The organism is Serratia sp. LSHTC3 (assembly GCF_057197125.1).
This window is the reverse complement of the sequence record NZ_JBXUNP010000001.1, coordinates 1,267,826-1,293,952: the sequence shown is the minus strand read 5'-3', so window position 1 is coordinate 1,293,952 and position 26,127 is coordinate 1,267,826. Positions and strand designations below refer to the sequence as shown.

General features: G+C 59.1%; 21 protein-coding genes and 1 pseudogene. 12 read left to right on the top strand and 10 right to left on the bottom strand.

The window, feature by feature from the left end:
- The first annotated feature begins 67 nt into the window (after window positions 1-67).
- The 6 genes from sapA (at window position 68) to AC2CGI_RS06135 (ending at window position 6,968) form a co-directional block, all read left to right on the top strand.
- On the top strand, window positions 68-1,717 hold the full coding sequence (gene sapA / locus AC2CGI_RS06160; protein ID WP_076741183.1) for an ABC transporter substrate-binding protein SapA: 1,650 nt from the start codon (window positions 68-70) through the stop codon (window positions 1,715-1,717).
- Window positions 1,714-2,679, top strand: a complete 966-nt coding sequence (gene sapB, locus AC2CGI_RS06155; protein WP_004930575.1) for a putrescine export ABC transporter permease SapB — start codon at window positions 1,714-1,716, stop codon at window positions 2,677-2,679. The genes sapA and sapB overlap by 4 nt, the downstream gene beginning before the upstream one ends.
- Window positions 2,666-3,556 (top strand): putrescine export ABC transporter permease SapC, encoded by an 891-nt coding sequence (sapC, locus tag AC2CGI_RS06150; RefSeq protein ID WP_004930580.1) that lies wholly within the window; start codon window positions 2,666-2,668, stop codon window positions 3,554-3,556. Before sapB ends, sapC begins: the two co-directional genes overlap by 14 nt.
- Window positions 3,556-4,548, top strand: coding sequence for a putrescine export ABC transporter ATP-binding protein SapD (sapD, locus tag AC2CGI_RS06145; RefSeq protein WP_004930587.1), 993 nt, complete (start codon window positions 3,556-3,558; stop codon window positions 4,546-4,548). The genes sapC and sapD overlap by 1 nt, the downstream gene beginning before the upstream one ends.
- Window position 4,549: 1 nt before the next feature.
- Window positions 4,550-5,362 (top strand): putrescine export ABC transporter ATP-binding protein SapF, encoded by an 813-nt coding sequence (gene sapF / locus AC2CGI_RS06140; protein ID WP_004930589.1) that lies wholly within the window; start codon window positions 4,550-4,552, stop codon window positions 5,360-5,362.
- Between the two features lie 421 nt (window positions 5,363-5,783).
- Window positions 5,784-6,968: a CMD domain-containing protein gene (locus AC2CGI_RS06135; RefSeq protein WP_075684395.1), complete on the top strand. Its 1,185-nt coding sequence runs from the start codon at window positions 5,784-5,786 to the stop codon at window positions 6,966-6,968.
- A gap of 43 nt (window positions 6,969-7,011) precedes the next feature.
- Here the strand turns inward: AC2CGI_RS06135 and AC2CGI_RS06130 are convergent, their stop codons facing one another.
- Window positions 7,012-7,917 carry a LysR family transcriptional regulator gene (locus AC2CGI_RS06130; protein WP_033632921.1) on the bottom strand — a complete coding sequence of 302 codons (906 nt, stop codon included), beginning with the start codon at window positions 7,915-7,917 and terminating at the stop codon, window positions 7,012-7,014.
- Between the two features lie 65 nt (window positions 7,918-7,982).
- Window positions 7,983-9,152, bottom strand: a complete 1,170-nt coding sequence (dacD, locus tag AC2CGI_RS06125) for a serine-type D-Ala-D-Ala carboxypeptidase DacD (protein ID WP_015378020.1) — start codon at window positions 9,150-9,152, stop codon at window positions 7,983-7,985.
- Window positions 9,153-9,434: 282 nt separating this feature from the next.
- Between dacD and AC2CGI_RS06120 the strand changes: the two genes are divergently transcribed.
- On the top strand, window positions 9,435-11,741 hold the full coding sequence (locus tag AC2CGI_RS06120) for an FdhF/YdeP family oxidoreductase (RefSeq protein WP_076741182.1): 2,307 nt from the start codon (window positions 9,435-9,437) through the stop codon (window positions 11,739-11,741).
- Window positions 11,742-11,756: 15 nt separating this feature from the next.
- Here AC2CGI_RS06120 and AC2CGI_RS06115 read toward each other — a convergent pair whose 3' ends face one another.
- On the bottom strand, window positions 11,757-12,611 hold the full coding sequence (locus AC2CGI_RS06115; RefSeq protein ID WP_076741181.1) for a LysR family transcriptional regulator: 855 nt from the start codon (window positions 12,609-12,611) through the stop codon (window positions 11,757-11,759).
- Between the two features lie 99 nt (window positions 12,612-12,710).
- Here AC2CGI_RS06115 and gloA point away from each other — a divergent pair, with 99 nt between their 5' ends.
- Both gloA and AC2CGI_RS06105 read left to right on the top strand, forming a co-directional pair.
- Window positions 12,711-13,238 (top strand): lactoylglutathione lyase, encoded by a 528-nt coding sequence (gene gloA / locus AC2CGI_RS06110; RefSeq protein WP_015378023.1) that lies wholly within the window; start codon window positions 12,711-12,713, stop codon window positions 13,236-13,238.
- 185 nt (window positions 13,239-13,423) lie between these two features.
- A complete protein-coding gene (locus tag AC2CGI_RS06105; RefSeq protein ID WP_031299676.1) occupies window positions 13,424-15,358 on the top strand; it encodes an exoribonuclease II in 1,935 nt (644 codons plus the stop codon).
- Between the two features lie 74 nt (window positions 15,359-15,432).
- On the opposite strand, the gene AC2CGI_RS06100 is transcribed toward AC2CGI_RS06105, so the two are convergent.
- Together AC2CGI_RS06100 and AC2CGI_RS06095 are read right to left on the bottom strand one after the other, a co-directional pair.
- On the bottom strand, window positions 15,433-16,743 hold the full coding sequence (locus AC2CGI_RS06100; RefSeq protein WP_015378025.1) for an MFS transporter: 1,311 nt from the start codon (window positions 16,741-16,743) through the stop codon (window positions 15,433-15,435).
- Window positions 16,744-16,773: 30 nt separating this feature from the next.
- Complete coding sequence (locus AC2CGI_RS06095; RefSeq protein ID WP_076741180.1) at window positions 16,774-17,937, bottom strand: M20 aminoacylase family protein; 1,164 nt, start codon at window positions 17,935-17,937, stop codon at window positions 16,774-16,776.
- 43 nt (window positions 17,938-17,980) lie between these two features.
- On the opposite strand from AC2CGI_RS06095, the gene AC2CGI_RS06090 reads away from it, so the two are divergent.
- Window positions 17,981-18,265, top strand: coding sequence for a hypothetical protein (locus AC2CGI_RS06090; protein ID WP_126181070.1), 285 nt, complete (start codon window positions 17,981-17,983; stop codon window positions 18,263-18,265).
- A 57-nt stretch (window positions 18,266-18,322) separates the two neighbouring features.
- Entirely contained in the window at window positions 18,323-20,389 is a 2,067-nt protein-coding gene (locus AC2CGI_RS06085) for a carbon starvation CstA family protein (protein ID WP_046898209.1), read from the top strand.
- Between the two features lie 106 nt (window positions 20,390-20,495).
- Here the strand turns inward: AC2CGI_RS06085 and AC2CGI_RS06080 are convergent, their stop codons facing one another.
- The 5 genes and pseudogenes from AC2CGI_RS06080 to AC2CGI_RS06060 all read right to left on the bottom strand — a co-directional run.
- Window positions 20,496-21,683: a glycosyltransferase family 9 protein gene (locus tag AC2CGI_RS06080; RefSeq protein ID WP_076741179.1), complete on the bottom strand. Its 1,188-nt coding sequence runs from the start codon at window positions 21,681-21,683 to the stop codon at window positions 20,496-20,498.
- A 703-nt stretch (window positions 21,684-22,386) separates the two neighbouring features.
- On the bottom strand, window positions 22,387-23,340 hold the full coding sequence (locus AC2CGI_RS06075) for a VENN motif pre-toxin domain-containing protein (protein ID WP_423251865.1): 954 nt from the start codon (window positions 23,338-23,340) through the stop codon (window positions 22,387-22,389).
- Window positions 23,341-23,455: 115 nt separating this feature from the next.
- Entirely contained in the window at window positions 23,456-23,761 is a 306-nt protein-coding gene (locus AC2CGI_RS06070) for a MafI2 family immunity protein (RefSeq protein ID WP_130054758.1), read from the bottom strand.
- 8 nt (window positions 23,762-23,769) lie between these two features.
- Window positions 23,770-24,354 carry a polymorphic toxin type 50 domain-containing protein gene (locus AC2CGI_RS06065; RefSeq protein ID WP_076741178.1) on the bottom strand — a complete coding sequence of 195 codons (585 nt, stop codon included), beginning with the start codon at window positions 24,352-24,354 and terminating at the stop codon, window positions 23,770-23,772.
- A 162-nt stretch (window positions 24,355-24,516) separates the two neighbouring features.
- Window positions 24,517-25,887: pseudogene (locus tag AC2CGI_RS06060) on the bottom strand (hemagglutinin repeat-containing protein); the annotation flags it as partial.
- On the opposite strand from AC2CGI_RS06060, the gene AC2CGI_RS06055 reads away from it, so the two are divergent.
- A complete protein-coding gene (locus AC2CGI_RS06055) occupies window positions 25,844-26,125 on the top strand; it encodes a hypothetical protein (protein WP_075686847.1) in 282 nt (93 codons plus the stop codon). The pseudogene AC2CGI_RS06060 and the gene AC2CGI_RS06055 sit on opposite strands and share 44 nt — an antisense overlap.
- Window positions 26,126-26,127 lie beyond the last annotated feature (2 nt).

Below are 26,127 nucleotides of genomic sequence, written 5' to 3'. Positions count from 1 at the left end.
CAATGGATTGGGCTGCTGGTCAGAGTGCGATACACTAACGCTATTGCTGATTAACCCATGAGCCTCTATGCGTGGTTTACCCTTTTGGATACTGTCGTTGTGCCTGACGGGCTCTGCCCTGGCCGCGACAACACCGCCCGCGCCCACCGCGGCGCCGCTACCGGACATTCGCCAAAGCGGCTTTGTTTATTGCGTCAGCGGCATACTGAATACCTTCAACCCGCAAATGGCCAGCAGCGGCCTGACGGTGGATACCCTGGCCGCCCAGCTGTACGATCGCCTGCTGGACGTCGATCCCTACACCTATCGCCTGATCCCCGAGCTGGCGCAAAGCTGGGAAGTGCTGGATAACGGCGCCACCTACCGCTTCCATTTGCGCAAGGACGTGCCGTTCCAGACCACCGCCTGGTTCACGCCCACCCGCAAGATGAACGCCGACGACGTGGTGTTCAGCTTTGCGCGCGTATTCGATCAGAAACACCCGTATCACGACGTGAACGGCGGCGAATACCCCTATTTCGACAGCCTGCAGTTCGGTGATTCGGTGCAGAGCGTGAGAAAGCTCGACGACTATACGGTGGAGATTCGCCTGCAGTCGCCGGACGCCTCGTTCCTGTGGCACCTGGCCACCCACTACGCGCCGGTGCTGTCCGCCGAGTACGCCGATCTGCTGACGCGTGAGGGCCATCAGGAGCTGATCGACCGCGAGCCGGTCGGCAGCGGCCCGTTCCTGCTCAACGAATACCGCTCGGGGCAATATATTCGCCTGGCGCGCAACGCCGCCTACTGGAAAGGGCTGCCGCGCATGCCGCAGGTGGTGATCGATCTGGGCGCCGGCGGCACCGGCCGCCTCTCCAAGCTGCTGACCGGCGAGTGCGACGTGCTGGCCTATCCGGCGGCCAGCCAGCTGTCGATTCTGCGCGACGATCCGCGCCTGCGCCTGACGCTGCGCCCGGGGATGAACATCGCCTATCTGGCGTTCAACACCCGTAAACCGCCGCTCGACAACCTCAATGTGCGCCAGGCGATCTCGCTGGCGATCAACAACCAGCGGTTGATGCAGTCGATCTATTACGGCACGGCGGAAACCGCCGCCTCGATCCTGCCGCGCGCCTCCTGGGCCTATGACAACGACGCGCACGTCACCGAGTACGATCCGGCCAAATCTCGCGAGATGCTGCGGCAGGCCGGCGTCAGCCAGCTGAACCTGAAGCTGTGGGTGCCGACCGCCTCGCAGTCTTACAACCCGAGCCCGCTGAAAACCGCCGAACTGATCCAGGCCGATCTCGGCCAGGTGGGCATCAACGTCACCATCGTGCCGGTGGAGGGCCGCTTCCAGGAAGCGCGCCTGATGGAGATGAACCACGATCTGACCCTGACCGGCTGGGCCACCGACAGCAACGATCCGGACAGCTTCTTCCGGCCGCTGCTGAGCTGCGCGGCAATCCGTTCGCAAACCAACTATGCTCACTGGTGTGATCCGGGCTTTGACGAAGTGCTGCAGAACGCGCTGCTGTCGCAGCAGCTGTCTCAGCGCATCGACAACTACCGCAAGGCGCAGAAAATCCTCGAGCAGCAACTGCCGGTGCTGCCGCTGGCGTCTTCCTTGCGCCTGCAGGCCTATCGTTACGACATCAAGGGATTGGTGCTGAGCCCGTTCGGCAACGCCTCGTTCGCCGGGGTGTACCGTGAATCCGCGCCGGAGGTGAAAAAGTGATTATCTTTACCCTGCGCCGCATTCTGCTGCTGCTGATCACGCTGTTCTTCCTGACGCTGGTCAGCTTCAGCCTGAGCTATTTCACGCCGCGCGCGCCGCTGAACGGCGCCGCCCTGCTGGACGCCTATCAGTTCTACTTCGTCAGCCTGCTGCACTGGGACTTCGGCGTCTCCAGCATCAACGGCCAGGCGATCAGCGAACAGTTGCGCGAAGTGTTCCCGGCCACCATGGAACTGTGCCTGCTGGCCTTCGCCCTGGCGCTGTTTATCGGCATTCCGCTGGGCATCATCGCCGGCGTGCTGCGCGGCAAGTGGCAGGACACCGCCATCAGCACCTTCGCGCTGCTGGGCTTTTCGATGCCGGTGTTCTGGCTGGCGCTGCTGCTGATGCTGTTCTTCTCGCTGCATCTCGGCTGGCTGCCGGTTTCCGGCCGTTTCGATCTGCTGTATCAGGTGAAACCCATCACCGGTTTTGCGCTGATCGACGCCTGGCTGTCGGACTCGCCGTATCGCGCCGAGATGATCGGCAGCGCCCTGCGCCACATGATCCTGCCGATCGCCGCGCTGGCGGTGGCGCCCACCACCGAAGTGGTGCGGCTGATGCGCATCAGCACCGACGACGTGCTGAGCCAAAACTACATCAAGGCCGCCGCCACCCGCGGCCTGTCGCGCTTTACCATCATTCGTCGCCACGTGTTGCACAACGCGCTGCCGCCGATCGTGCCCAAACTGGGGCTGCAGTTCTCCACCATGCTCACGCTGGCGATGATCACCGAAGTGGTGTTCAGCTGGCCGGGCCTCGGCCGCTGGCTGATCAACGCCATTCGCCAACAGGACTATGCGGCGATCTCCGCCGGCGTGATGGTGGTCGGCACGCTGGTGATCACCATTAACGTTCTGGCCGACATTCTGGGTGCGGCAACCAACCCGCTGAAACATAAGGAATGGTATGCCCTTCGATAACGTATACCGCGAGAAAAAGATGCCGAGCCCGCTGCGCTACACCTGGCGGATTTTCTACGGCGACGCGCTGGCGATGATCGGTTTTTACGGCGTGATCGCCCTGCTGCTGCTGTCGCTGTTCGGCAGCCTGCTAGCGCCCTACGCGCTGGATCAGCAGTTCCTCGGCTATCAACTGCTGCCGCCGTCCTGGTCGCGCTACGGCAACGTGTCGTTCTTCCTCGGCACCGACGATCTCGGGCGCGACATCCTCAGCCGCCTGTTGACCGGCACCGCCGCCACCTTCGGTTCCGCGCTGGCGGTGACGCTGGCCGCGGCGTTCTGCGGCGTGATCCTCGGCGTGTTCGCCGGTGTCACCCACGGGCTACGCTCGGCGGTGCTCAACCATATCCTCGATACCCTGCTGTCGATTCCGTCGCTGCTGCTGGCGATCGTGGTGGTGGCGTTTATCGGCCCCAAACTCGAACACGCCATGCTGGCGGTGTGGCTGGCTCTGCTGCCGCGCATGGTGCGCACCATCTACAGCGCGGTGCACGACGAACTGGAGAAAGAGTACGTGGTGGCGGCCCGGCTTGACGGCGCTTCCACGCTGCAGATCCTGTGGTACGCGGTCATGCCGAACATCGCGGCGGTGCTGGTGACCGAGTTCACCCGCGCGCTGTCGATGGCCATTTTGGATATCGCCGCGCTCGGCTTCCTCGATCTCGGCGCGCAGTTGCCTTCGCCGGAATGGGGAGCGATGCTCGGCGATTCGCTCGAGCTGGTGTACGTCGCGCCCTGGACGGTGATGCTGCCCGGCGCGGCCATCCTCGTCAGCGTGCTGCTGGTTAACCTGTTGGGCGACGGTATGCGCCGCGCAATCAATGCCGGGGTGGAATAATGCCGTTACTCGATATCCGAAATCTGACGATTGAATTTATGACCGCCGAAGGGCCGGTCAAGGCGGTCGATCGCGTCAGCATGACGCTGACCGAGGGCGAGGTGCGCGGCCTGGTGGGCGAATCGGGCTCCGGCAAGAGCCTGATCGCCAAGGCCATCTGCGGCGTGACCAAAGACAACTGGCGCGTCACCGCCGATCGTTTCCGCTTCGACGACATCGATCTGCTGCAGCTGAGCCCGCGCGAGCGGCGCAGGCTGGTGGGCCACAACGTCTCAATGATCTTCCAGGAGCCGCAGTCCTGTCTCGACCCTTCCGAGAGCATCGGCCGCCAGCTGGCGCAGGCCATCCCGGGCTGGACCTACAAGGGCCACTGGTGGCAGCGCTTCAACTGGCGCAAACGCCGCGCCATCGAATTGCTGCACCGCGTCGGCATCAAGGATCATGACGACATCATGGGCAGCTTCCCCTACGAGCTGACGGAAGGCGAGTGCCAGAAAGTGATGATCGCCATCGCGCTGGCCAACCAACCGCGCCTGCTGATCGCCGATGAACCGACCAACGCCATGGAACCGACCACGCAGGCGCAGATTTTCCGCCTGTTGGCGCGTCTCAACCAGAACAACAACACCACCATTCTGCTGATCAGTCACGACCTGCAGATGATGAGCAAGTGGGCCGACCGGGTGAACGTCTTATACTGCGGGCAAACGGTGGAAAGCGCCCAGTGCGAAGAACTGCTGGCGGCGCCGCACCACCCTTACACCCAGGCGCTGATCCGCGCCATGCCGGACTTCGGCCGCTCGCTGCCGCACAAAAGCCGGTTGAATACGCTGCCGGGCGCCATTCCTTCGCTGGAACACCTGCCGATCGGCTGCCGCCTGGGGCCGCGCTGCCCTTACGCGCAGAAGAAGTGCATCGAAACGCCGCGCCTGCGCCCGGTCAAAAACCACTTCTTCGCCTGCCACTTCCCGCTGAACATGGAGGAGCAATAACATGGAAACGCTGTTGGAAGTGCGCAACCTGAGCAAAACCTACCGCTATCGCACCGGGCTGTTCCGCCGCCAGCACGTCGAGGCGGTGAAATCGGTCAGCTTTACCCTGCGCGAAGGCCAGACGCTGGCGGTGATCGGCGAGAACGGCTCCGGCAAATCCACGCTGGCGAAGATGCTCTCCGGCATGGTAGAACCGACCGCCGGCGAACTGTTGATCGACGATCATCCGCTGGAATTCGGCGATTATCGTTACCGCAGCCAGCGCATTCGCATGATTTTTCAGGATCCGAGCACCTCGCTCAACCCGCGCCAGCGCATCGGCCAGCTGCTGGACGCGCCGCTGCGGCTGAACACCGATCTTGAGCCCGCCGAGCGCGAGCAGCGTATCAACCAGACTCTGCGCCAGGTCGGCATGCTGCCGGATCACGCCTACTACTATCCGCACATGCTGGCCTCCGGGCAAAAACAGCGCGTCGCGCTGGCCCGTGCGCTGATCCTGCAACCGAAGGTGATCGTCGCCGATGAGGCGCTGGCCTCGCTGGACATGTCGATGCGCTCGCAAATCATCAACCTGATGCTGGAGCTGCAGGAAAAACACGGTATTTCCTATATCTACGTCACCCAGCACCTCGGCATGATGAAGCATATCAGCGACCAGGTGCTGGTGATGCACGAAGGGGAAATCGTCGAACGCGGCAGCACCGCGGAGGTGTTGGCGGCGCCGCTGCACGAATTGACCAAGCGCCTTATCGCCAGCCACTTCGGCGAGGCGCTGACCGCCGATGCCTGGCGGCGCGACGGCGGCCGCTTCTGAGTCACACCTTCACCTACAAACCCGCTGCGGCGGGTTTTTTATCGCCTTGCGCGCCTGCCGCTTAGCGAGAAAGCGCACATGCAAATTACATTCTTGTTATATATCCTTATATTTTATTCCTTTCAGTTATTGATTAGTCCGTAACATTATTTTATCTCGCCAGGGCGATCGGTGAGGATATCCCCTACGTTGCACTTCTCATACGACAGGATATCGCACTGATGAACAGCCTTCGCCATCGCCGCCTTACGCAGCTACTGCTCACGCTGGCAGCCGGTTTTTCTGTTTACGGCCACGCCCTCTGCTGTGATGAGCTGCGCTAAAACCGCCTTTCGCCCCGCCTGCGGGCATGTTGCCTCTTTGTCCAGCCGACGCTGCCGCGCGCAGCGGCGGCTGTTGATCATGATTAAGGATTGACCCTATGGAACGACTCCGTCGACAACATAATGCCCAGTGGTATCACGAAACCCAAAGCAGCGTGCGGGGCGATGCGCCGCTGGAACCGCAGGCGGCCACCCTTCGCGATCGCTTTCTGCTGGGGCTGGGCGCCTTCGCCGATGAAGCCTTAAACAATGCGCTCAGCGCTCGCGGCGGCGTGTTCAGCGCCTCGTTGGCCGGCTACCACGCGCTGTTTCCCGATCAGGTGCCGCTGTCACGATACGTGACATTGTCACCCTACGATCGCCTCAGCACCGCGTTGACCGTCGCTCAGGTGACGGGCGTGCAATCGCTTTGTAGCCACTACGCCGCTCGCCTCGCCCCGCTGCACAGCCCGGACGCCTCCCGGGAAAGCAATATCCGCCTCGCTCAGATCACCCAATATGCCCGCCAGCTTGCCAGCCAGCCCACGTTGATTTGCCGCAAAGCGCTGCAACAGCTCGCCGACGTCGGGCTGAGCCCGGCGGATATCGTCACCTTTTCGCAAATCATCGGTTTTGTCAGCTATCAGGCGCGCGTGGTCGCGGGCGTCGCGGCGTTGGCCGGCCGGCCGGCGGTGGTGGTGCCCGGCTTCCCTAACGTCGAAGACGCCGATGGCGTCGCGTTCAGTGCCGAAGAGTTAAGCTGGACCGCGCGTCTGCCGCCAATCGACACGGAAGCCGCCGCCGCCGAACAGCTTGACGTGCTGGATCAGAGCCACCCGCAGGCGCGCGCCGAATCTTATTATCTGCTGTTGGCGCACGATGCCGCCGCACTGCGCGAGCGTAACGGGGTGTTCAACGGCATCAATGCCGAAGGATATGGGTTATCGAGCCGCCTGAAGGCGCTGGCGACGCTGGCGGTCTCGCGCATCAACGGCAGCCATTACTGCGCGGCCACCGTCGCGCAAGAATTGCAGGATGAGGGATTGGTTCAGGCGCTGTTCGCCGGGCTGCCTCAGGGACTGGCGTATACCGAAGACTCGGTAAAACTCGCGGTGATGCGCACTGCCGCCGAGCTGACTCGCGCACCGGAGAAGTTCACCCCGCAGAGCGTGCAGCCGTTGTTCAACAGCGGCCTGAATCAGGCGCAGGCGCTGGAAGTGATCCTCACCGCCGCGCTCTACGCCTGGGAAAATCGCCTGCGCCAAACGTTGGGCGATGCGGAATCTTTCAGCGCTATCGACTGAATACCACTACGCGGCTAATTACTGGCCGCAATACATTCTTCCTTCAGATATTTTGCCGCCGCAACCACTCGCTGGCGGCATCGAAGAATTTTTGCGCCAACGGCGTGGCGCGCTCCGCCATATCAACCACCACCGCCGCATGGCGCGGCATGGCGGCGATGGCCACCGGCCGCCGCTGCAGTTCCGGCATCAGCGGCGATTGCAACTGGCCGCGCGGGAACAACCCGCAGCCCAAGCCGACGAAAATGCCCTCGAGCAGCTGGAAGATCGAGGCAGTCTCCAGCCGCGGGTGCAGCGTCAACCCGGCGTCGCGGAAATGCTGATCGAGATAGCGGCGAAAATACCGCGTCGGCTCGGCCAGGCACAGCGGCAAGGCGGCCACCGCCTCCAGCGGCAACGGCGTGTCGCCCACCAGCTTAGGGAAGTGTTGCGGATGAAATACCAGCTCAACGCCGGTTTCCACCAGCGGTTGTGATTGAAAATGCAGTTCCTTCAGCGTCGACAGCTCGAAAAAGCCGATGCCGATGTCGACGGTATGCGCCGTCAACGCCTCCAGCAGTTGATCGGCGCTCAGCACCGCCAGCCGGTAATCAAGATGGGGATAACGCTCGCTGACCGCCTTGAGCATTTCCGCCACCGAGATGCTGCACTGCGGCACCACGCCAAGGCGCAACGTACCGTGCAAACCGTGCTTGAGCGACTCCACCTCCAGCTTCAGCCCTTGGTAAACCGAGACGATCTCACGCGCCCACGCCAGCACCCGCTCGCCTTCGGCGGTAAAACCGCCGAAATGGTTGCCGCGGTTAATCAGCGAAACGCCCAGCTCTTTTTCCAGGTTTTTCAATCGCATGGACAGCGTCGGCTGGCTGACGAAGCTGGCCTCCGCCGCCCGGCCGAAGTGGCGTTCCCGTTCTAAATTACACAAATAAATCAGTTGTTTAATATCCATAGCGCGGCTCAATGATCGGCATTCGCGCTCAGTATACCACCGGGCGTCGTCGCTCGCCCGGTGAGTCAGAGCTTCAGCTTCATGTAATCCATCAGGCGTGAGAACACGCCGCCCTGCGGCACCGCCTGCAGCGCCACCAGCGGCAGGGTTTTCACCACCTGGCCATTATCGCTGATGCGGATCTCGCCAACGGTTTGTCCTTTGTTGACCGGCGCTTCCAGCCGCGCAGCATTGATCACATACTGCGCCTTCAGTTTGTCCGCCTCGCTTTTCGGCAGGCTGAGCGACTGGTCCTGCGCACTGCCGACCGGCAAGCGGTGGCTTTCGCCGTACCAGACCGGTTCTTCCCCCAGGCTCTGGCCGGCGCTGAACAGGTGCACCGTGGTAAAGTCGCGCAGCCCCCACGTCAACAGCTTACGCGCCTGTTCCTCGCGGCCTTTGGAACTTTTGCCGCCCATCACCACGGCGATCAGGCGGCGATCTCCTTCGGTGGCGGAGGCGATGATGTTGAAGCCGGCCGAGGCGGTGTGCCCGGTTTTCAGGCCGTCGACGTGCAGAGTCTTATCCCACAGCAGGCCGTTGCGGTTCTGCTGCGTGATGCCGTTCCACGTCAGCGATTTCTCGCTGTACATGTGGTATTCCGCCGGCTCGCTCATGATGATGGCGCGCGCGATCACCGCCAGATCGCCGGCGGTGGTGAACTGCCCTGGCGCATCCAGCCCGTGCACCGTCTCAAAATGGGTGTTCTGCAATCCCAGTTGGGCGCTCTTCTCGTTCATCAGCTTGACGAAGTTGGCCTGGCTGCCCGCCACATAGTCCGCCATCGCCACGCAGGCGTCGTTGCCGGAATCGATGATGATGCCGCGGCTGAGATCGCGCACCGTGACCCTGTCACCAGGCTTCAGGAACATCAGCGAGGAGCCTTTGAACACCGGGTTGCCCTGCGCCCAGGCGTCCTTGCCCACCGTAACAACATCATCGAGGCCAATCTTATGCTCATCGAGCGCATGATCGATCACCAACCCGGTCATGAGTTTGGTCAGGCTGGCCGGATTGCGGCGCTCGTCGGCATTGCCGGCAGCCAGCACCTGGCCGGTAGTGTAATCCATCAATACGTAAGAGGCGGCGTCTATCGCCGGTGGGGTCATGGTGGGAAAATGGGACGCCGTTTCCGCCGCCTGCGCAGCTAAAGGCAGTAAGATACCGCCGATCACCACTGATACTGAACGCTTCACGCTGTGTTCCTCAGGCCCGCAGGCTAAATAAAATGCCAATATAATCCGCGAGATAGACTGCATTAATTCACTTTCAGGCGAAACCATTACTCTTTTGCAGCGGGTGTCTTTATGCAACCATTTGTTTAGGTCAGCGTCCGCCTGCGATAGATATGCTCTATGCCGCCATTGCCCCATTCGATTAGACGCCTGCCTGCCGCCCCCCTAAACTTGTGACATAAATACGCAAGACGCATAAAAAAGCGTTTACTTTTTAGCTACAACCACCTGCGAAGTGTCACCATGAAATTCAAACCGTCAATCAAGCCTTATACCGGCCCAGCGGGCGGCTGGGGTTCGCTTGAAGCCACCACCCGCTTTGTCCTCGACAGTAAACAAACCCTAAAAAACATGCGCAACCTGATGCGCGTCAACAAGGCGCGCGGCTTCGACTGCCCCGGTTGCGCCTGGGGCGACGATAACCACAGCACCTTCAGCTTCTGCGAAAACGGCGCCAAGGCGGTCAGTTGGGAAGCGACGCGCAGCGCCGTCGAGCCTGAGTTCTTCGCCGCCCACAGCGTCAGCACCCTGCAGCAGCAGAGCGACTATTTCCTCGAGTATCAGGGGCGCCTCACCCATCCGATGCGTTACAACGCCGAAACCGACCACTATGAGCCTATCCATTGGCCGGACGCGCTGGCGCTGATCGCCAAACACATCAACGGCATGGACAACCCGAACCAGATCGAGCTGTATACCTCGGGCCGCGCCAGCAACGAAGCGTCGTACCTTTATCAGCTGTTTGGCCGCATGCTCGGCACCAGCAACTTCCCCGACTGTTCCAATATGTGCCACGAGGCGAGCGGCGTTGGGCTGAAGCAGAGCATCGGCGTCGGCAAAGGCACCATCCGCATCGATGACTTCGAAAAAGCCGATGCCATCTTCGTGTTCGGTCAAAACCCCGGCACCAACCACCCGCGCATGCTGCACAGCCTGAAAAACGCCGCCCGACGCGGCGCGCGCATCGTCAGTTTCAACACCCTGCGCGAGCGCGGGCTGGAAAGATTCGCCGATCCGCAGGATCCGGTGCAGATGCTGACGCCAAAATCCTCGCCGATCAGCTCCTCCTATTACCAGCCGAATCTGGGCGGCGATATGGCGGCGGTGCGCGGCATGGTGAAAGCCCTGCTGGAAACCCACCGCCAGCGGCTGGCCGCCGGTGAACCCGCCCTGTTTGACCTGGCGTTTATCGAACGGCACTGCGTCGGCGTGGAGGCATACCTGGCGCAGGTGGATGCGACCGAGTGGCGGACCATTACCGCACAATCGGGCCTGAGCGAAGCGCAATTGCGCCAGGCGGCGGCCACCTACCAGGGCGCTGAACGGGTGATCTGCACCTGGGCGATGGGCGTGACTCAGCATAAGCACTCTATTGCGACGGTGCGTGAAATCACCAACCTGCAGCTGCTGTTCGGGCAACTGGGCAAACCGGGCGCCGGTCTGTGCCCGGTACGCGGCCACAGCAACGTCCAGGGCAACCGCACCATGGGGATCGATGAGAAGTCGCCGAAGGCGCTGCTCGACAGCCTGGAACGCCACTTTAACTTCACCGCCAATCGCGCGCTGGGCCACAACACGGTGGAAGCGATCGAAGCGATGCTGCGCGGCGAAGTGAAAGTGCTGATCGCGCTGGGCGGCAATCTGGCCGCCGCGGCGCCGGACACCGAGCGCACCGCCCGCGCCCTGCGCAACTGCGATTTGACGGTGCACATCAGCACCAAACTTAACCGTAGCCACCTGGTGACCGGCAAAGACGCGTTGATCCTGCCAACGCTGGGCCGCACCGAGCTGGATATGCAGGCCAGCGGCTCGCAGTACATCACGGTCGAAGATTCGTTCAGCATGGTTCACGCTTCGGAAGGCATCGGCAAACCGCTGGCGGATACGCAACGTTCGGAAACGGCGATCGTTTGCGGCATTGCCGACGCGGTGCTGGGCACGCAGCAGCTGGACTGGCTGGAGTTGGCCGACGACTACTCGCTGATCCGCGATCATATCGCCGCCACCATTCCCGGCTTCGAGGATTTCAACCGGCGCTGCGACCAGCCCGGCGGGTTCTACCTGGGCAACGCCGCCGCCGAACTGCGCTTCGCCACGCCAAGCGGCAAGGCGGAATTCAGCGCCGCCGCGCTGCCGGCGACCCTGTTCCCGCAGCTGGGCGACGAGCAAGCGCCGTTTACCCTGCAAACCCTGCGTTCGCACGATCAGTACAACACTACCATCTATGGCCTGGATGACCGCTACCGCGGCGTTTACGGGCAGCGCGAAGTGTTGTTCATCCATCCGGAAGATCTGGCGGCGCTGGGCCTGCAGGATGGCGAACGGGTTGAGATAGAGACCCTGTGGAACGACGGCGTGGTGCGCAAGGTGGACGGCTTCAAGCTGGTGAGTTACGACATTCCGCGTGGCAACCTGGCGGCCTACTATCCGGAAACCAACCCGCTGGTGCCGCTGGCGAGCTTCGGCGACGGCACCGGCACCCCGACGTCGAAGTCAATCCCGGTGGTGATTCGCCGCAGCGAGCAGCAACCCTCGCTGCGTATTGCCTGAAAACGCGCGCCCGGTTCACGCCGGGCGCGCCAATATCTCCAGGATGGTCTGCAATTCGTCAGACAACTGATGCCTGCGCCAGACGAAGTAGAGATCGCTCACGCCCTCCTCGCCCATTTCCACCACCTTCAGCCCCGGCGCTGGCAAGATCTGCGGCAGCAAAGAGCCAGGCACGCAGGCGACGCCGCAACCGGCCTGCACGCAGGCCGCCATCGCGGCATAAGATTCCATTTCCAGCGTCATGCGCGGCTTCAGCCCGCGCGAGGCCAGCCAGTGATCGACCTTCAGGCGGAACGAGCATTCGCGGCTGAAGGTGTAAAACTCCAGCGCCGCCAGGATAGCGGCGTCGGGTTGCCCGGCGTCGGCCGGCATCAGCAGCACCAGCCGTTCGTCAAACGCCTTTTGGCTGGCCAGCAGCGGATGTTCAATTGGGCCGTCGGTAATCGCCAGATCGAGATCGCTGTCGATCAGCATGCGTTCCAGCACCAGCGAGTCGCGGCTCAGCACGTTGATCTGCAAATGAGGCTGTAAACGGCGCAGCCGGGCAATGCGCGCCGGCAAGTGACTGACCAGCGAAAAATCCAGCGCGCCGAGGTTTAACAGCCCATGCTGTTGCTCGCCGGCGAACAGCTGCTTGCTGCGCTCGGCCTGCGCCACGATGTCGCGCGCCTGCTGATAGAACAGTCGTCCTTTGGGATTGACGTACAGCCGGTTCTTGTCGCGGAAAAACAGCTCGCCGCCCAGCGACTCCTCCAGCTCGCGCAGCCGCAGCGTGACGTTGGAAGGCACGCAGTGCAGCTCGCGGGCGGCGGCGGCGATGGTTTTGTGTTCCACCACGGTGCAGAAAAACTTCAGCTGACTCAGCTTCATTAATTATTCACTTTTAGTTAGTGTTTTAGTTAAAAACAATCACTTTAGATTAGCATCGATTTCATCTACAGTCTGCCAACACCCTGAGGAGGACCTCTGATGCCACTGAATGACCTACTGACGCTGCCCGGCGTGGCGGCCCAACCGGACGCGGTAACCGACGGTTACGTGTTCAACCACACCATGATCCGCGTGAAGGACCTGACCAAGGCGCTGGATTTCTATACCCGCGTACTGGGCTTTACCCCGGTCTATCTGGAAACGTTCGAAGAAGCCGCTTTCACCATCTGCTACCTGACGCGCAGCCCACGCGAGCAGATCCCGCAGGATGACGACGAACGCAAACGCTGGGCGCTGAGCCAACCGGGCATTCTCGAACTGACCCATAACCACGGCACCGAGAATCAGGCGGATTTCCACTACCACAACGGCAACGGCGAGCCGCGCGGCTTTGGCCACCTGTGCGTCACGGTGCCGGACGTGCGCGCCGCCTGTGAGCGGTTTGAACGCCTCGGCGTCACCTTCCAGAAACGCCTGCACGAAGGCCGCATGAACTACGTGGCGTTCATTCGCGATCCGGACGATTACTGGATTGAAATCCTGCAGCCGACGCCGCTGCGGGACTGATTGCCCCCTCCTTCACCCCGGCCCTCGCGCCGGGGTTTTTCATCTATCGCACTTCGATTGACCATTCTTGCGCAAAATCGCGCGGCAACGCGGGGTTCCGTGACGTTAGGCTTGCTCGCAGCGGGTGATTCGCGTAAAACTGTCAGCCGCAAATCTTGCCACTCACAACCCATTCACTGGACGATATGTTTCAAGATAACCCGCTGCTGGCGCAGCTTAAACAGCAACTTCACTCTCAGACCCCGCGCGTTGAAGGCGTCGTGAAAGGGACTGAGAAAGGCTTTGGCTTTCTTGAAGTAGACGGTCAAAAAAGCTACTTCATTCCACCGCCGTACATGAAGAAAGTCATGCACGGGGATCGCATTATCGCCACCCTGCACACCGAGAAAGAGCGCGAAATCGCCGAGCCGGAAACCCTGGTCGAGCCGTTCCTGTCGCGCTTTGTCGGCCGCGTGCAAAAGCGCGACGATCGTCTGTCCATCGTGCCCGATCATCCGTTGCTGAAAGAGGCGATTCCGTGCCGCCCGGTGCGTGAACTGACCCACAACTTCCAGGCCGGCGACTGGGCGGTGGCGGAAATGCGTCGTCACCCGCTGAAAGGCGATCGCGGCTTCAACGCCGACCTGACCCAGTTTATCACCGACGGTGAAGACCATTTCGCCCCGTGGTGGGTGACGCTGGCGCGTCACAACCTGGAAAAAGAGGCGCCGGAGATGCAGGCACTCAGCGAGCCGAACGCGGCGCTGGTGCGTGAAGATCTGACCGCGCTCGAATTCGTCACCATCGACAGCGCCAGCACCGAGGACATGGATGATGCGCTGTACGTGACCGACAACGCTGACGGTTCGCTGCAGTTGACCATCGCCATCGCCGATCCGACCGCCTACGTCGAACAAGGCAGCAAACTGGACGATATTGCCCGCGTGCGCGCCTTCACCAACTACCTGCCGGGCTTCAACATCCCGATGCTGCCGCGCGATCTGTCGGACAACCTGTGCTCACTGCGCCCTAACGAGCGCCGTCAGGTGCTGGCTTGCCGCGTGACCATCGCCGCCGACGGCGCGCTGGGTGACGATATTCAGTTCTTCGCCGCCGAGATCGAATCCAAAGCCAAACTGGTGTACGACGAAGTCTCCGACTGGCTGGACGGCATTGCTGGCTGGCAACCGCCGAGCGACGCCATCGCGCAACAGATCACCCTGCTGAAACGCGTTTGCGACGCGCGCAACGCCTGGCGCCACCAGCATGCGCTGGTATTCAAAGATCGCCCGGACTACCGCTTCGTGTTGGGTGAAAAAGGCGACGTGCTGGAGATCGTCACCGAGCAGCGCCGCAGCGCCAACCGTATCGTTGAAGAGTGCATGATCGCCGCCAACGTCTGCGCCGCCATCGTGCTGCGCGATCGTTTGGGCTTCGGCGTGTACAACGTGCACACCGGTTTCGATCCTGCGCTGGTCGAGCAAGCGGTCACCGTGCTGCAGGCTAACGGCGTGGAAGCCGAAGCCGAGAAGCTGCTGACTCTCGACGGTTTCTGCGAACTGCGCCGCCATCTGGATGCGCAGCCGACCCAGTTCCTCGACAGCCGCATCCGCCGCTTCCAGACCTTCGCCGAGATCAGCACCACGCCGGGGCCGCACTTCGGTCTGGGGCTGGAGGCTTACGCCACCTGGACATCGCCAATCCGTAAATACGGCGATATGGTCAACCATCGCCTGCTGAAGGCGATCATCAACCAGCAGCCGGCGGAAAAACCGCAGGATGACGTGACGGTGCAGTTGGCGGAACGCCGCCGCCTGAACCGCATGGCGGAACGCGACGTCGGCGACTGGCTGTACGCCCGTTTCCTGCAGGACAAGGCCGGCACCGATACCCGCTTCAACGCCGAGATTATCGACGTGACACGCGGCGGCCTGCGCGTGCGCCTGCTGGACAACGGCGCGGTTGCCTTCATCCCGGCGCCGTTCATTCATGCGGTGCGTGACGAGATGCAATGCAGCCAGGAAACCGGCACCGTGCAGATCAAAGGTGAAGTGGTTTATCGCCAGAGCGACACCTTGCAGGTCACCATCGCCGAAGTACGCATGGAAACCCGCAGCGTGATCGCCCGCCCTGTGGCCTGAACGCCAACCTGAAACGGTCGTAACGCAAAACGCCGGCGGTGAGAACCGCCGGCGCTTTTTTTGCCCCGCGTCTGCTAGCGCAGCGGATCGCCGCCGGTTTCACGCAACAGCGGCAGCGCGGCCAGCGAGATCAGCGTCGCCAACATCAGATAGCCGGCGGGCGCCAGCAGCGAACCGCTGAGTGCGATCGACTGTGAAGCGATGTATTGGGCAAAGCCGCCGAAGATTGCGACGCCAAGGCTATAAACCAACGCAAACCCCAGCGCGCGTACGCGCTGCGGAAACAGCTCGGAAATCACCAACAGCGTAGGAACAGACCCCAACGTCGTTAGCCCAACCATCAGCGCAACCACGCTCAGCAACACCGCCGGATACGGCGCCACCGTCAGCAACCAGAAAACCGGCAACGCCAGCAGCAAAATGGCGATCCGCGCCCAGCGGATCAGCGGCAGACGGCCATAGCGATCGCACCAGCCCCCAACCAGCAAACTGCCGCCGAAAGTGATGATCCCGGCCAGCAGCATCGCGGCATAGCCGTAAGTCTGCGCCATGCCCAGATACTTCACCGCAAAGGTACCGAGATAATACATAGAAATGTACGTGGCAACCGTGGCGCCGATGGTCAACATCACGCCGAGCACCACCGCTCGCGAGTGCCGGCGCAGCTGCGCAGGCGGCTCCTGAGTGCGCGACATCGGCGGACGGTCGCTTTCCAGCCCGAGGCGCAGCCAGCAACCGAGCGGAGCAAGCGCCACGCCGATAAAGAAAGGAATGCGCCACCCCCATTCAGCCATCGCGTTCGGTTCGCCCGAAAGCAGCGGCAGCGCGGCGCTCAACCCCAGCGCTGTCACACCGCCAATCACGCTGGCGATACCCTGCGTCGCCAGTGACCAGCTGGAATAGAAGCCGCGCCGATTAGGCGGCGCCGACTCCACCAGCAACGACATCGACGCCCCCACCTCTCCACCCGCCGCCACACCCTGGATAAGGCGCGCCGCCACCAGCGTGATGGTTCCCCAATAGCCGGCGCTGGCGTAGGTCGGCGCAAAACCGATCATCGCCGTACCCAGGCTCATCAACGAAATCGTCAGGATCATCGCCGGTTTGCGGCCGCGGCGATCGGCATAGGCGCCGATCAAAATACCGCCCAGAGGCCGCATAATAAAACTGACGCCGAACGTGGCGAACGCCAGCAGCAACGCCAGATTAGGATCGCTCGACGGCGGAAAGAACAGCACACTAATATAAATGACGAAGAAGTTATAAATGCCGAAGTCGAAAAATTCCAGTGCATTACCGAAGGAGGCGGCAAATATCACTTTCTTGCCACCCGTCTTCGACGGCGCATTTATTTCTGATTGCGTCACCGCCGTATTTTCACTCATTATGACCTTCCCTGTTATTATTCTTTTAGTTTATTTTAAATAGGCTTCCACCAGCGCGCCCCAATAATGGCTGCCCGCCGCCAGGCATTCATCGTTAAAGTCATATCCCGGGTTATGCACCATACAGCTTCCTTCACCGTCGCCATTACCGATCAGCAGATAACAACCCTGCGGCTGCGCCTCGAGCATGAAGGTGAAATCTTCACTGCCCATCAGCGGCTTGGCGCCGTAGTGCGCGCGCGCGGCGCCGAACTGCTGCTGCGCCACCTGATGCGCGAAGCGCGTCATGACCTCATCGTTAACCAATACCGGAGCGCCGTTGATGTGGTTCACGATTGCCGTGGCACCGAAGCTTTGCGCCTGCGCCTGAATCAGCGCAGGAATGCGCGTTAACAGCTCGGTTCGCCACTCGCGCCCCAGCGATCGCACGCTAAGCCGCATTTCCGCGCTGTCCGGGATAACATTGGCCGCCTCACCGGCCTTAATGCTGCCGACGGTGATCACCGCCGCCTCCAGCGGATCGGTATTACGCGAGACGATGCTTTGCAGCGCGACGACGATATGCGAGGCCACCAGCACCGGATCGACGGTCAGATGCGGCATAGCGCCGTGCCCACCGCAGCCTTGCACGGTAACGACGAATTGGTCCGTCGAAGCCATAAAGGCGCCGTGACGGAAGAAAAACTCGCCCACCGGCAGACCCGGCATGTTGTGCATGGCGAAGATGGCGTCACAGGGAAAGCGTTCGAATAACCCTTGCTCCACCATCAACGCGCCGCCGCCCAGCGTCTCTTCCGCCGGCTGAAAAATCAGATGCAGCGTGCCATTGAAGCGGCGGGTTTGCGCCAGGTAACGCGCAGCGCCGAGCAACATGGTGGTATGGCCGTCGTGGCCGCAACCGTGCATGCGGTTGGGCACGCTGCTGCTCCAGGATTTGCCGTTGTTTTCTTCGATCGGCAGCGCATCCATATCGGCGCGCAGCCCGAGGCTTTTCACGCCGTCACCCACCCGCAGCGTACCGACGACGCCGGTGCCCGCCAATCCGCGGTGCACCTCATACCCCCACGAACTCAGATAATCCGCCACCAAATCGCTGGTACGAAACTCCTCGAAGCCAAGCTCCGGGTGCTGATGAATATCATGACGAATGGCCGTTAGCTGCGGTAAATAACCTGCAATGACTTTATCTATCATTATTAATTCCTTTTATTGACTTTATTATTTGTGAAATAAATGAATGGCGCTTCGAGCGCGAGCCAAGATATATCACGCAAAACGTTTATTAGTACCCCTTGTGTCGGCAATACAGAAAAATAATGCCAAAGGGATCGCGCAAGCGATGGGTTTAGATATTATTCGCCAGATAAAAATTAAAAATGCAGCAGGAAACGCTGCCGGGCCACATTGCGACGACAGCCTGCACCAATGGGGTTTCATCACGTTGTTTTTCCACCAAAACCCCACCTGCTTCACATTTCTCATCCGACCTGCCGCGGTTCGGCGGCAAAACTTCTACTGTTAAAACGTCATCCCTAATAACAACGTCAATTTCTACCTCTGTACGCCAAGGAGTTGTTTCATGAAAAACATCAGGTCCGGACTTATCTGGCTGCTGGTGGCGTTGGTCGGCGCTTTCGCCTTCGCCATGCTGGCGCTCAGCCGCGGCGAACACGTCAACGCCGTCTGGCTGGTGGTCGCCGCCGTCGCCTGCTACAGCATCGCCTACCGCTTCTACAGCCGGTTCATCGCCGACAAGGTCTTTGAACTGGATGACCGCCGTCTTACCCCGGCCGAACGCCACAACGACGGCCTGGACTACGTGCCCACCAACAAATGGGTGCTGTTCGGCCACCACTTCGCCGCCATCGCCGGCGCCGGGCCGCTGGTGGGGCCGATCCTGGCCGCGCAGATGGGCTTCCTGCCGGGGACCATCTGGATCCTGGTCGGCGTTATGTTGGCCGGCGCGGTGCAGGATTTTCTGGTGCTGTTCATCTCCACCCGCCGCGACGGACGTTCGCTGGGGGAGATGGCCAAGCAAGAGCTGGGGGCGTTCGCCGGGGTGATTACCATGCTCGGCGCGCTGGGGGTGATGATCATCATCCTGTCGGCGCTGGCGCTGGTGGTGGTGAAGGCGCTGGCCGACAGCCCGTGGGGGCTGTTCACCATCGCCGCCACCATCCCGATCGCGCTGTTCATGGGCGTCTACATGCGCTTTATCCGGCCGGGCAAAATCGCTGAAATCTCAGTGATCGGCTTCGTGCTGATGCTGCTGGCGATCGTTTACGGCGGCAACGTGGCGCAAGATCCCTACTGGGGGCCGTTCTTCACGCTGCACGGCACCACCCTGACCTGGGTGCTGGTGATCTACGGCTTCGTCGCCTCGGTGCTGCCGGTGTGGCTACTGCTGGCGCCGCGCGACTACCTTTCGACCTTTATGAAGATCGGCGTCATCATCGGCCTTGCCATCGGCATCGTTTTCGCCATGCCGGAGATGAAAATGCCGGCGGTTTCGCGCTTTATCGACGGCAGCGGCCCGGTGTTCGCCGGCGCCCTGTTCCCATTCCTGTTCATCACCATCGCCTGCGGCGCCATTTCCGGCTTCCACGCGCTGGTCTCCAGCGGCACCACGCCCAAACTGGTGGAGCGCGAAAGCCACATTCGCTTTATCGGTTACGGCGCCATGCTGATGGAGTCTTTCGTCGCCATCATGGCGCTGATCTGCGCCTCGGTGCTGGATCCGGGCGTTTACTTCGCCATGAACTCGCCGGCGGCGCTGATCGGCACCACGGTGGAAAATGCTTCGCAGGTCATTAACAGCTGGGGCTTTATCGTCACGCCGGAAACGCTGGCGCTGATCGCCAAAGAGGTGGGTGAGAATTCGATACTGTCGCGCGCCGGCGGTGCCCCGACCTTCGCCGTGGGCATGGCGCACATCATCAGCGAGGTGTTCAATAGCCGGGCGATGATGGCGTTCTGGTACCACTTCGCCATTCTGTTCGAAGCGCTGTTCATCCTGACCGCCGTCGACGCCGGCACCCGCGCCTGCCGCTTTATGGTGCAGGATCTGGTGGGCGTGGCGGTGCCGCAGCTGGCCAACAACCGCTCCTGGCTCGGCAACCTCGCGGGCACCACGGTGGCGGTGGCCGGTTGGGGCTTCTTCGTGTATCAGGGGGTGGTCGATCCGCTCGGCGGCATCAATACCCTGTGGCCGCTGTTCGGCATCGGCAACCAGATGCTGGCATCGATGGCGCTGATCCTCGGCACCGTGGTGCTGTTCAAGATGAAGAAGCAGCGCTACGCCTGGGTGACTATTCTGCCGACCGCCTGGCTGTTCGTCACCTCGATGACCGCCGGCTGGCAGAAGATCTTCCACGAAAAACCGAGCATCGGCTTCCTGGCGCAGGCGAAGAAGTTCTCCACCGGCATCGAGCAAGGCACGATCATTGCGCCGGCCAAGTCGCTGAAGGACATGGAGACCATCGTGTTCAGCAACCAAATCAACGCCGCGCTGTGCGGGTTCTTTATGCTGGTGGCGGTGACCATGCTGATCGCCGCTTTCTTCGCCATCCGCCGGGCGCTGCGTTCCGAACAACCGACGGCGCACGAGGTCAGCGCCGCACTGCGGGAGGAAACCAGCCGTGGCTGAGTCCCGGGGTTGAGATAGACGGCCGGCCTCTCGAGCAATGCGCTGCTCGAGGGGTTGGGTCGTTACCGCGCCGGTGGGCAATATTGCGTTTACGGCGGCATCCGCCTCACCGATCAACGGACTGCTGCAGCTGTTTTATTTCTTGCTTATCTAACAGGCCTCTTCGGCCGATTTCATGCAATATAAGCTCCGGAACATTATCCACATCAGCTATTTTTCTGCTATTAACAATAATCTGCTTTGCATTTTCATAGTCTGGCGCCCACAGGTCATTATTATCTGTTACGTTCTTGTAAACGCAAACCAATGATTTATTCCATGCAGCAGAAATATGTACAATCGACGTATCCGGGGATATAATCACGTCAACCTCCCGGATCAAAGCCATGACATGATGCAATGAATTAAATGGATTTATAACAACGTTACTTGGTAGAGATATAGTCAGTTCCTTTCGGTGATCGAGAATAATTATACTTATACTTGACGATTTTTCATTAAGCATATCAATAAGCCGAACAAGTTGCTCTCTGGATAGATTTCTCTCTGGACTTCCGGTAAAAACATTAATGACAATCTTGATTTTATCCTTCCAACCTCTTAAATACTCTCTCACTTCAAAAGTTATCTCATCTGGGATATGCAAGTCATAGGCACGGCGATTTGTAAGATTGAGCCCTGCGGCATGGGCAATCAAAGCAATTGCTTTCGTCACATGTTCCTTACCATTGTCAAATGAAATAGATTTGCTGTAGTGGTTAATGCAATCCCATTTATTAAAACCAAGAACAAACCTTGCGTTTATATCGCGAAAAAGCATCATCCTATGTACCGGGGTATCAAACAAACAAAGATCAACAACCAGATCATAATTATTCCCGCTTAACATCTTAACTGTTGATTTTGCAACTGTGTGAGTGAACCGTTTCAAAAATATCTCATTATTACAATCATCTGCCTCATAGATATTCCTGACATAGGGGTTGTGTTTCACCACCGCGCTACTCGATTTTGTGAGCAATAAATCCACCGTATAACCATACTCATAAAGACATTTCACTAGCGGCGTCGAAATCACCACATCGCCAATTGTCCCTTCATTGCGCAGGAGCAATACGGTTTTGACAGACTTGATATCAATCACATTTTTTCTACGCTTATCCCAGATAAGCTTTGCAATATAAACCTTAATATTCATCTTCACTTTTTTGAAGTAATAATTCCGCCTCCTGTTCCACTCTCTTATTTTTCTAAACCGCCCTGATGAAATGTAAATTTTCAAATCCTTATGCATGACAAACTCCATTAAGTTGAATAGCCAAAGGTTCAATAGCAGAGAAAACTGAATGATATTTCCGTAGCACTTTATCTTTTCGACTCTTGTGACAAAAAGTCATCGATGCAACATTATTACCTCCACTCAATCATGACTGAAAATAAAAATACACCCGTAGAATCACAACAGTTAAATACATTCATCAACTCGATAGCTGCCAAACAAAAATAATATTTTTAGCCTACCCAATCATGTTGCCCGTGACATATTAATGTTTGGAAAGGTTACCTTACCATCAACCTAGATGGCTGCCTAGACAGAAAATTCAGAATGCCAATGCTTGCATCTGATTGAAAACAACCTTATGCAATATAAAAGGTTCCAATAATTCAGAAGTTGTCGGGAAGGCTAAGCGTTGATTTCACCTATAAGCAAGAGGCGTTATCTCTTACCGTTTCGATAACTTCCTGTATATATTTTCCACCTGTATTTGTTGGCCCTGAGTCAGCAATCTGATCACCCCCGTATTGGAATGCAGAGGATCAAAGTGTTAATTGAGTCGGGGCAGTTGATCATCCGCATCGCACCCACCACGGAGGGCACCGCATGAACATCACTTTTCCCCATGAGCCGTTGCCGGAGCTGACGCTGAGCAGCAACGCCCCGGCCAACTGGCCGGGGTTGGTTTTATTTAATAGGATAGTTGTAATGCTCTGGGATTTTATAATTTTCCGGGAACGACGTCCCATTGGGAAGTAGTCGCCGTCAAATCATAGACCATCTTGATCGGGATATCTTCTCCTAATGCGCGATCTATTGCCTGCTTCACTGCCAGACTATCCGCCAAGACATTACCGTACTTCTTCTGGCAGGTTGTTGGGCTGCTTGCACAATCACTGATGAGCTGTTGTTGCTGGGCGATACTCAGTTCTTCGTAATTTTTAATGATCCCAGTACAGTCACCACCGCCAGCTTGACAGGACTTCATTTCAGCTGACCAGGCATCTATCTGCTTACTGCTCAGATAGTTATTCTCCACCGCCGTCTTCCCTGCCTGCCCGCCGGTCACCGCTCCCGCAGTATCCCCCGTCGCCAGACCGCCTGCAAGCCCTGCGGCCAACTGGCTCAGCGCGCTGACCTGCTGTTTCTCGCTTTCGCTCAGCTGCTGCGCCGTTTTGCCCGGGTACAGCTGGCCGGCAATGTAGCGCGCCGCCAGTTCCCCGCTGCCCGCGCCCAGTCCTCCTGCGGCGGCTGACTGGTTGTTCAGCTGCGCCGTCACCGCACCCAGCACAGCGTGTGCCATTGCGTTGGCGGCGATATTATCCTCACCGACCCGTTTCTTGATTTCCGTCGCCAGGTACGGCGAGGCACCGCTCGCCAGTGCGCCCGCCAGGTTATTGCCCGCCAGCGCCGTCAGCACCCCCGTTACCGCCTGCGCCGCCTTCTGCAGGTCGCTGCCGGTGCCGTATTGCCGCATCGCGTTGTCGTACGCCTGCTTCATCACCGCCGCATCGTTCGTCGGTTTGCCGCTCTTCTCAAGCTGCTCCCTGGCCTGCGCCAGCGCCGCCGGGTCTTTCTGTGCCTTCAGCCCGGCGATATCACCCTGCGTTGCGAGGCCAGGTTTTATTCCGGGCGTTATGAAGTCTCTCGCGATTATCCGACGGGACTGTACCACCGGGCTACGGGTCTAGGTGGGATTACGCTAGAACAATTGATGTTCCGACTAGCTGCTGAAGGATAACTGGCTAACCTTAAAAAAAAGATCCCGGCTCGATTGGCCGGGATATTAATTAAGATTCTTTTCTTAGGTATACGCAGAACCCACGATCATTTTTGATCGAATTTGGATAATCAAGACGTATTATATTTACATTAAAATTGCAATCTTCATTAAAATCAGCCATTACTTCAGCCTCAATCTCAGAGACGATTTCTTCATCATCTTCATGTACTTCGCCATCATAATAAAAAAATAAAATAATATTGTTTTCACTTAACTCCGCTATTATGGCTCGCATGTTATTAGTGACATTTCCAAGTAAAGCCCTTTGTATGGATAGCTTAAAATAGTTATTAAAATTAGTTTGATTTTTCATGGTTTTATTTACTCCGACGGCCTTGCAGGAACAATATGAACACCATTTTTTCCATAATGAACAATACCATTGGTAGTCGGCGTGGACACGCCAGTTTGAGGATCTATATAGTTTCCAATAACTTTTCCATAGTTAATCCTTTCCTTAGAGCCTGGCACCCCAATAACCGTACTACCGACTTGTTGACCTGTTCCTAATTTTGAAAGTAATGAATCAGGCTTAACTGTGAGTACACTTTTATTTAATCCTGCTTCAGACGCTATTTTGTATTCATTAGTTCCTGGCACGTGTTTATTCTGTTGCCCTTGATTAATCGAAAGTTTAGCTGTGCTATTTGCAGAGCCACCAGAACCTTTTCCAACCTTACTCACCCCACCCAGCGCACTTAACGCTACGCCCGCAATCAAATCCGCCTGAACCTGATCAAGGCCATATTTGGCCATGATCTGCTCTGACACTTTATTACTGGCAATAACCCCGTCAGCATCCATCTGGTGCGCCCAAGTCGCCGTCAAATCATAGACCATCTTGATCGGGATATCTTCTCCCAATGCGCGATCTATTGCCTGCTTCACTGCCAGGCTATCCGCCAAGACATTACCGTACTTCTTCTGGCAGGTTGTTGGGCTGCTTGCACAATCGCTGATTAGCTGTTGCTGCTGGGCGGTACTCAGTTCTTCGTACTTTTTAATAATCCCAGTACAGTCACCACCGCCAGCCTAGCAGGATTTCATTTCAGCTGACCAGGCATCTATCTGCTTACTGCTCAGATAGTTATTCTCCACCGCATTCTTGCCAGCCTGCCCGCCGGCAAGCCCCGCCGCCAACTGGCTCAGTGCGCTGACCTGCTGTTTCTCGCTTTCGCTCAGCTGCTGCGCCGTTTTGCCCGGGTACAGCTGGCCGGCAATGTAGCGCGCCGCCAGTTCCCCGCCGCCCGCACCCAGTCCCCCTGCGGCGGCTGACTGGTTGTTCAGCTGCGCCGTCACCGCCCCCAGCACAGCGTGTGCCATTGCGTTGGCGGCGATATTATCCTCACCGACCCGTTTCTTGATTTCCGTCGCCAGGTACGGCGAGGCACCGCTCGCCAGCGCGCCCGCCAGGTTATTGCCCGCCAGCGCCGTCAGCGCTCCCGTCACCGCCTGCGCCGCCTTCTGCAGATCGCTGCCGGTACCGTATTGCCGCATCGCGTTGTCGTATGCCCGCTGCATCACCGCCGCATCGTTCGTCGGTTTGCCGCTCTTCTCAAGCTGCTCTCTGGCCTGCGCCAGCGCCACCGGGTCTTTCTGCGCCTTCAGCCCGGCAATCTCGCCCTGCGTGCGGATGACGTCCATCGTCTGGCCGCCAATCTCCCCAATCAGCTGCGCCTGTTTTAGCCGGTTCTGCTCCTTCTCCTTGTTGAATATCGGGCTGATACTGCCGTCGTTGGCATGCTCGGTATCCCGGTTTAGCTGCGCCACATCCTGCTGCTGTTTGTCGGTGTCACGGACTATCAGCGTTCCCTCACTGACCCCGGCTTTTGTCGTGCCCTCGGCGTGCCCGCTGTTGTTGGCGCCCGACAGCATGCCGCCGGCCGTGTTGGTCAACAGTTCTTTGCCCACCGGCCCGCCGGTGCTGAAGCTGCCGCCGCTGTGCGTCGCGCTGTAGTCCGCCTGGTTGTGGATGTCCTTCCAACCCAGCGTGCCGGTATCGAGGCGGTTGTTCTCTTTGTCTGCCGTGCTGGCTATCACCGCGCCGTCGAGCTGGGTATGCTCTTTGACCTTGACGTCATACCCGCCTTTGCCGGCAAACAGCCCGGTCTGTTCTTTTACCGAGTCGAAGTTGCTGTGCAGCTTGTCCTTGCTGGCGCTCACGTTGGCGGAGCCGGTCATCGAGCCGAAGGTGAAACTGCCGCCCGCGCCGGCGTTTTGCTGTTTGGCATCATAGCGGTCGCTATCCTGTTCACTTTGCAGCGTCAGGTCACGGCCCACGTCGACGGTAACCTTTTCGCCGCTGGCCTGCGCGCCTTTCAATTTGGTGTCGCGGCCGCTGGTCAGGCTGAGACGGCTGCCCGCATCCAGGGTAGTTTCGGTATGGGTCAGGCCGTTGCCGCTCTCATGCCCCTTGCCGGCATTGACGCCGGCCGAGACGATTCAGCATCCCACACTCAAGATCACTGTCGTCACTAACGAAGCCAGCCAGGAAAAACTCTGCGAGACCAGCCAAGATAGGCAGAATTTAGTAGCCTATTGGGCGCGGGAGAACGGCGAGGTGATTATCAGCGGCGACTGGCTTACGGAGTCCGGCATTACCGATGCGGAACAACTGGAACTCATTATTGCGCCCGGTGTACTCCGGATGCAGCGGCGGGAAGTGGAGACTTTTTAGGG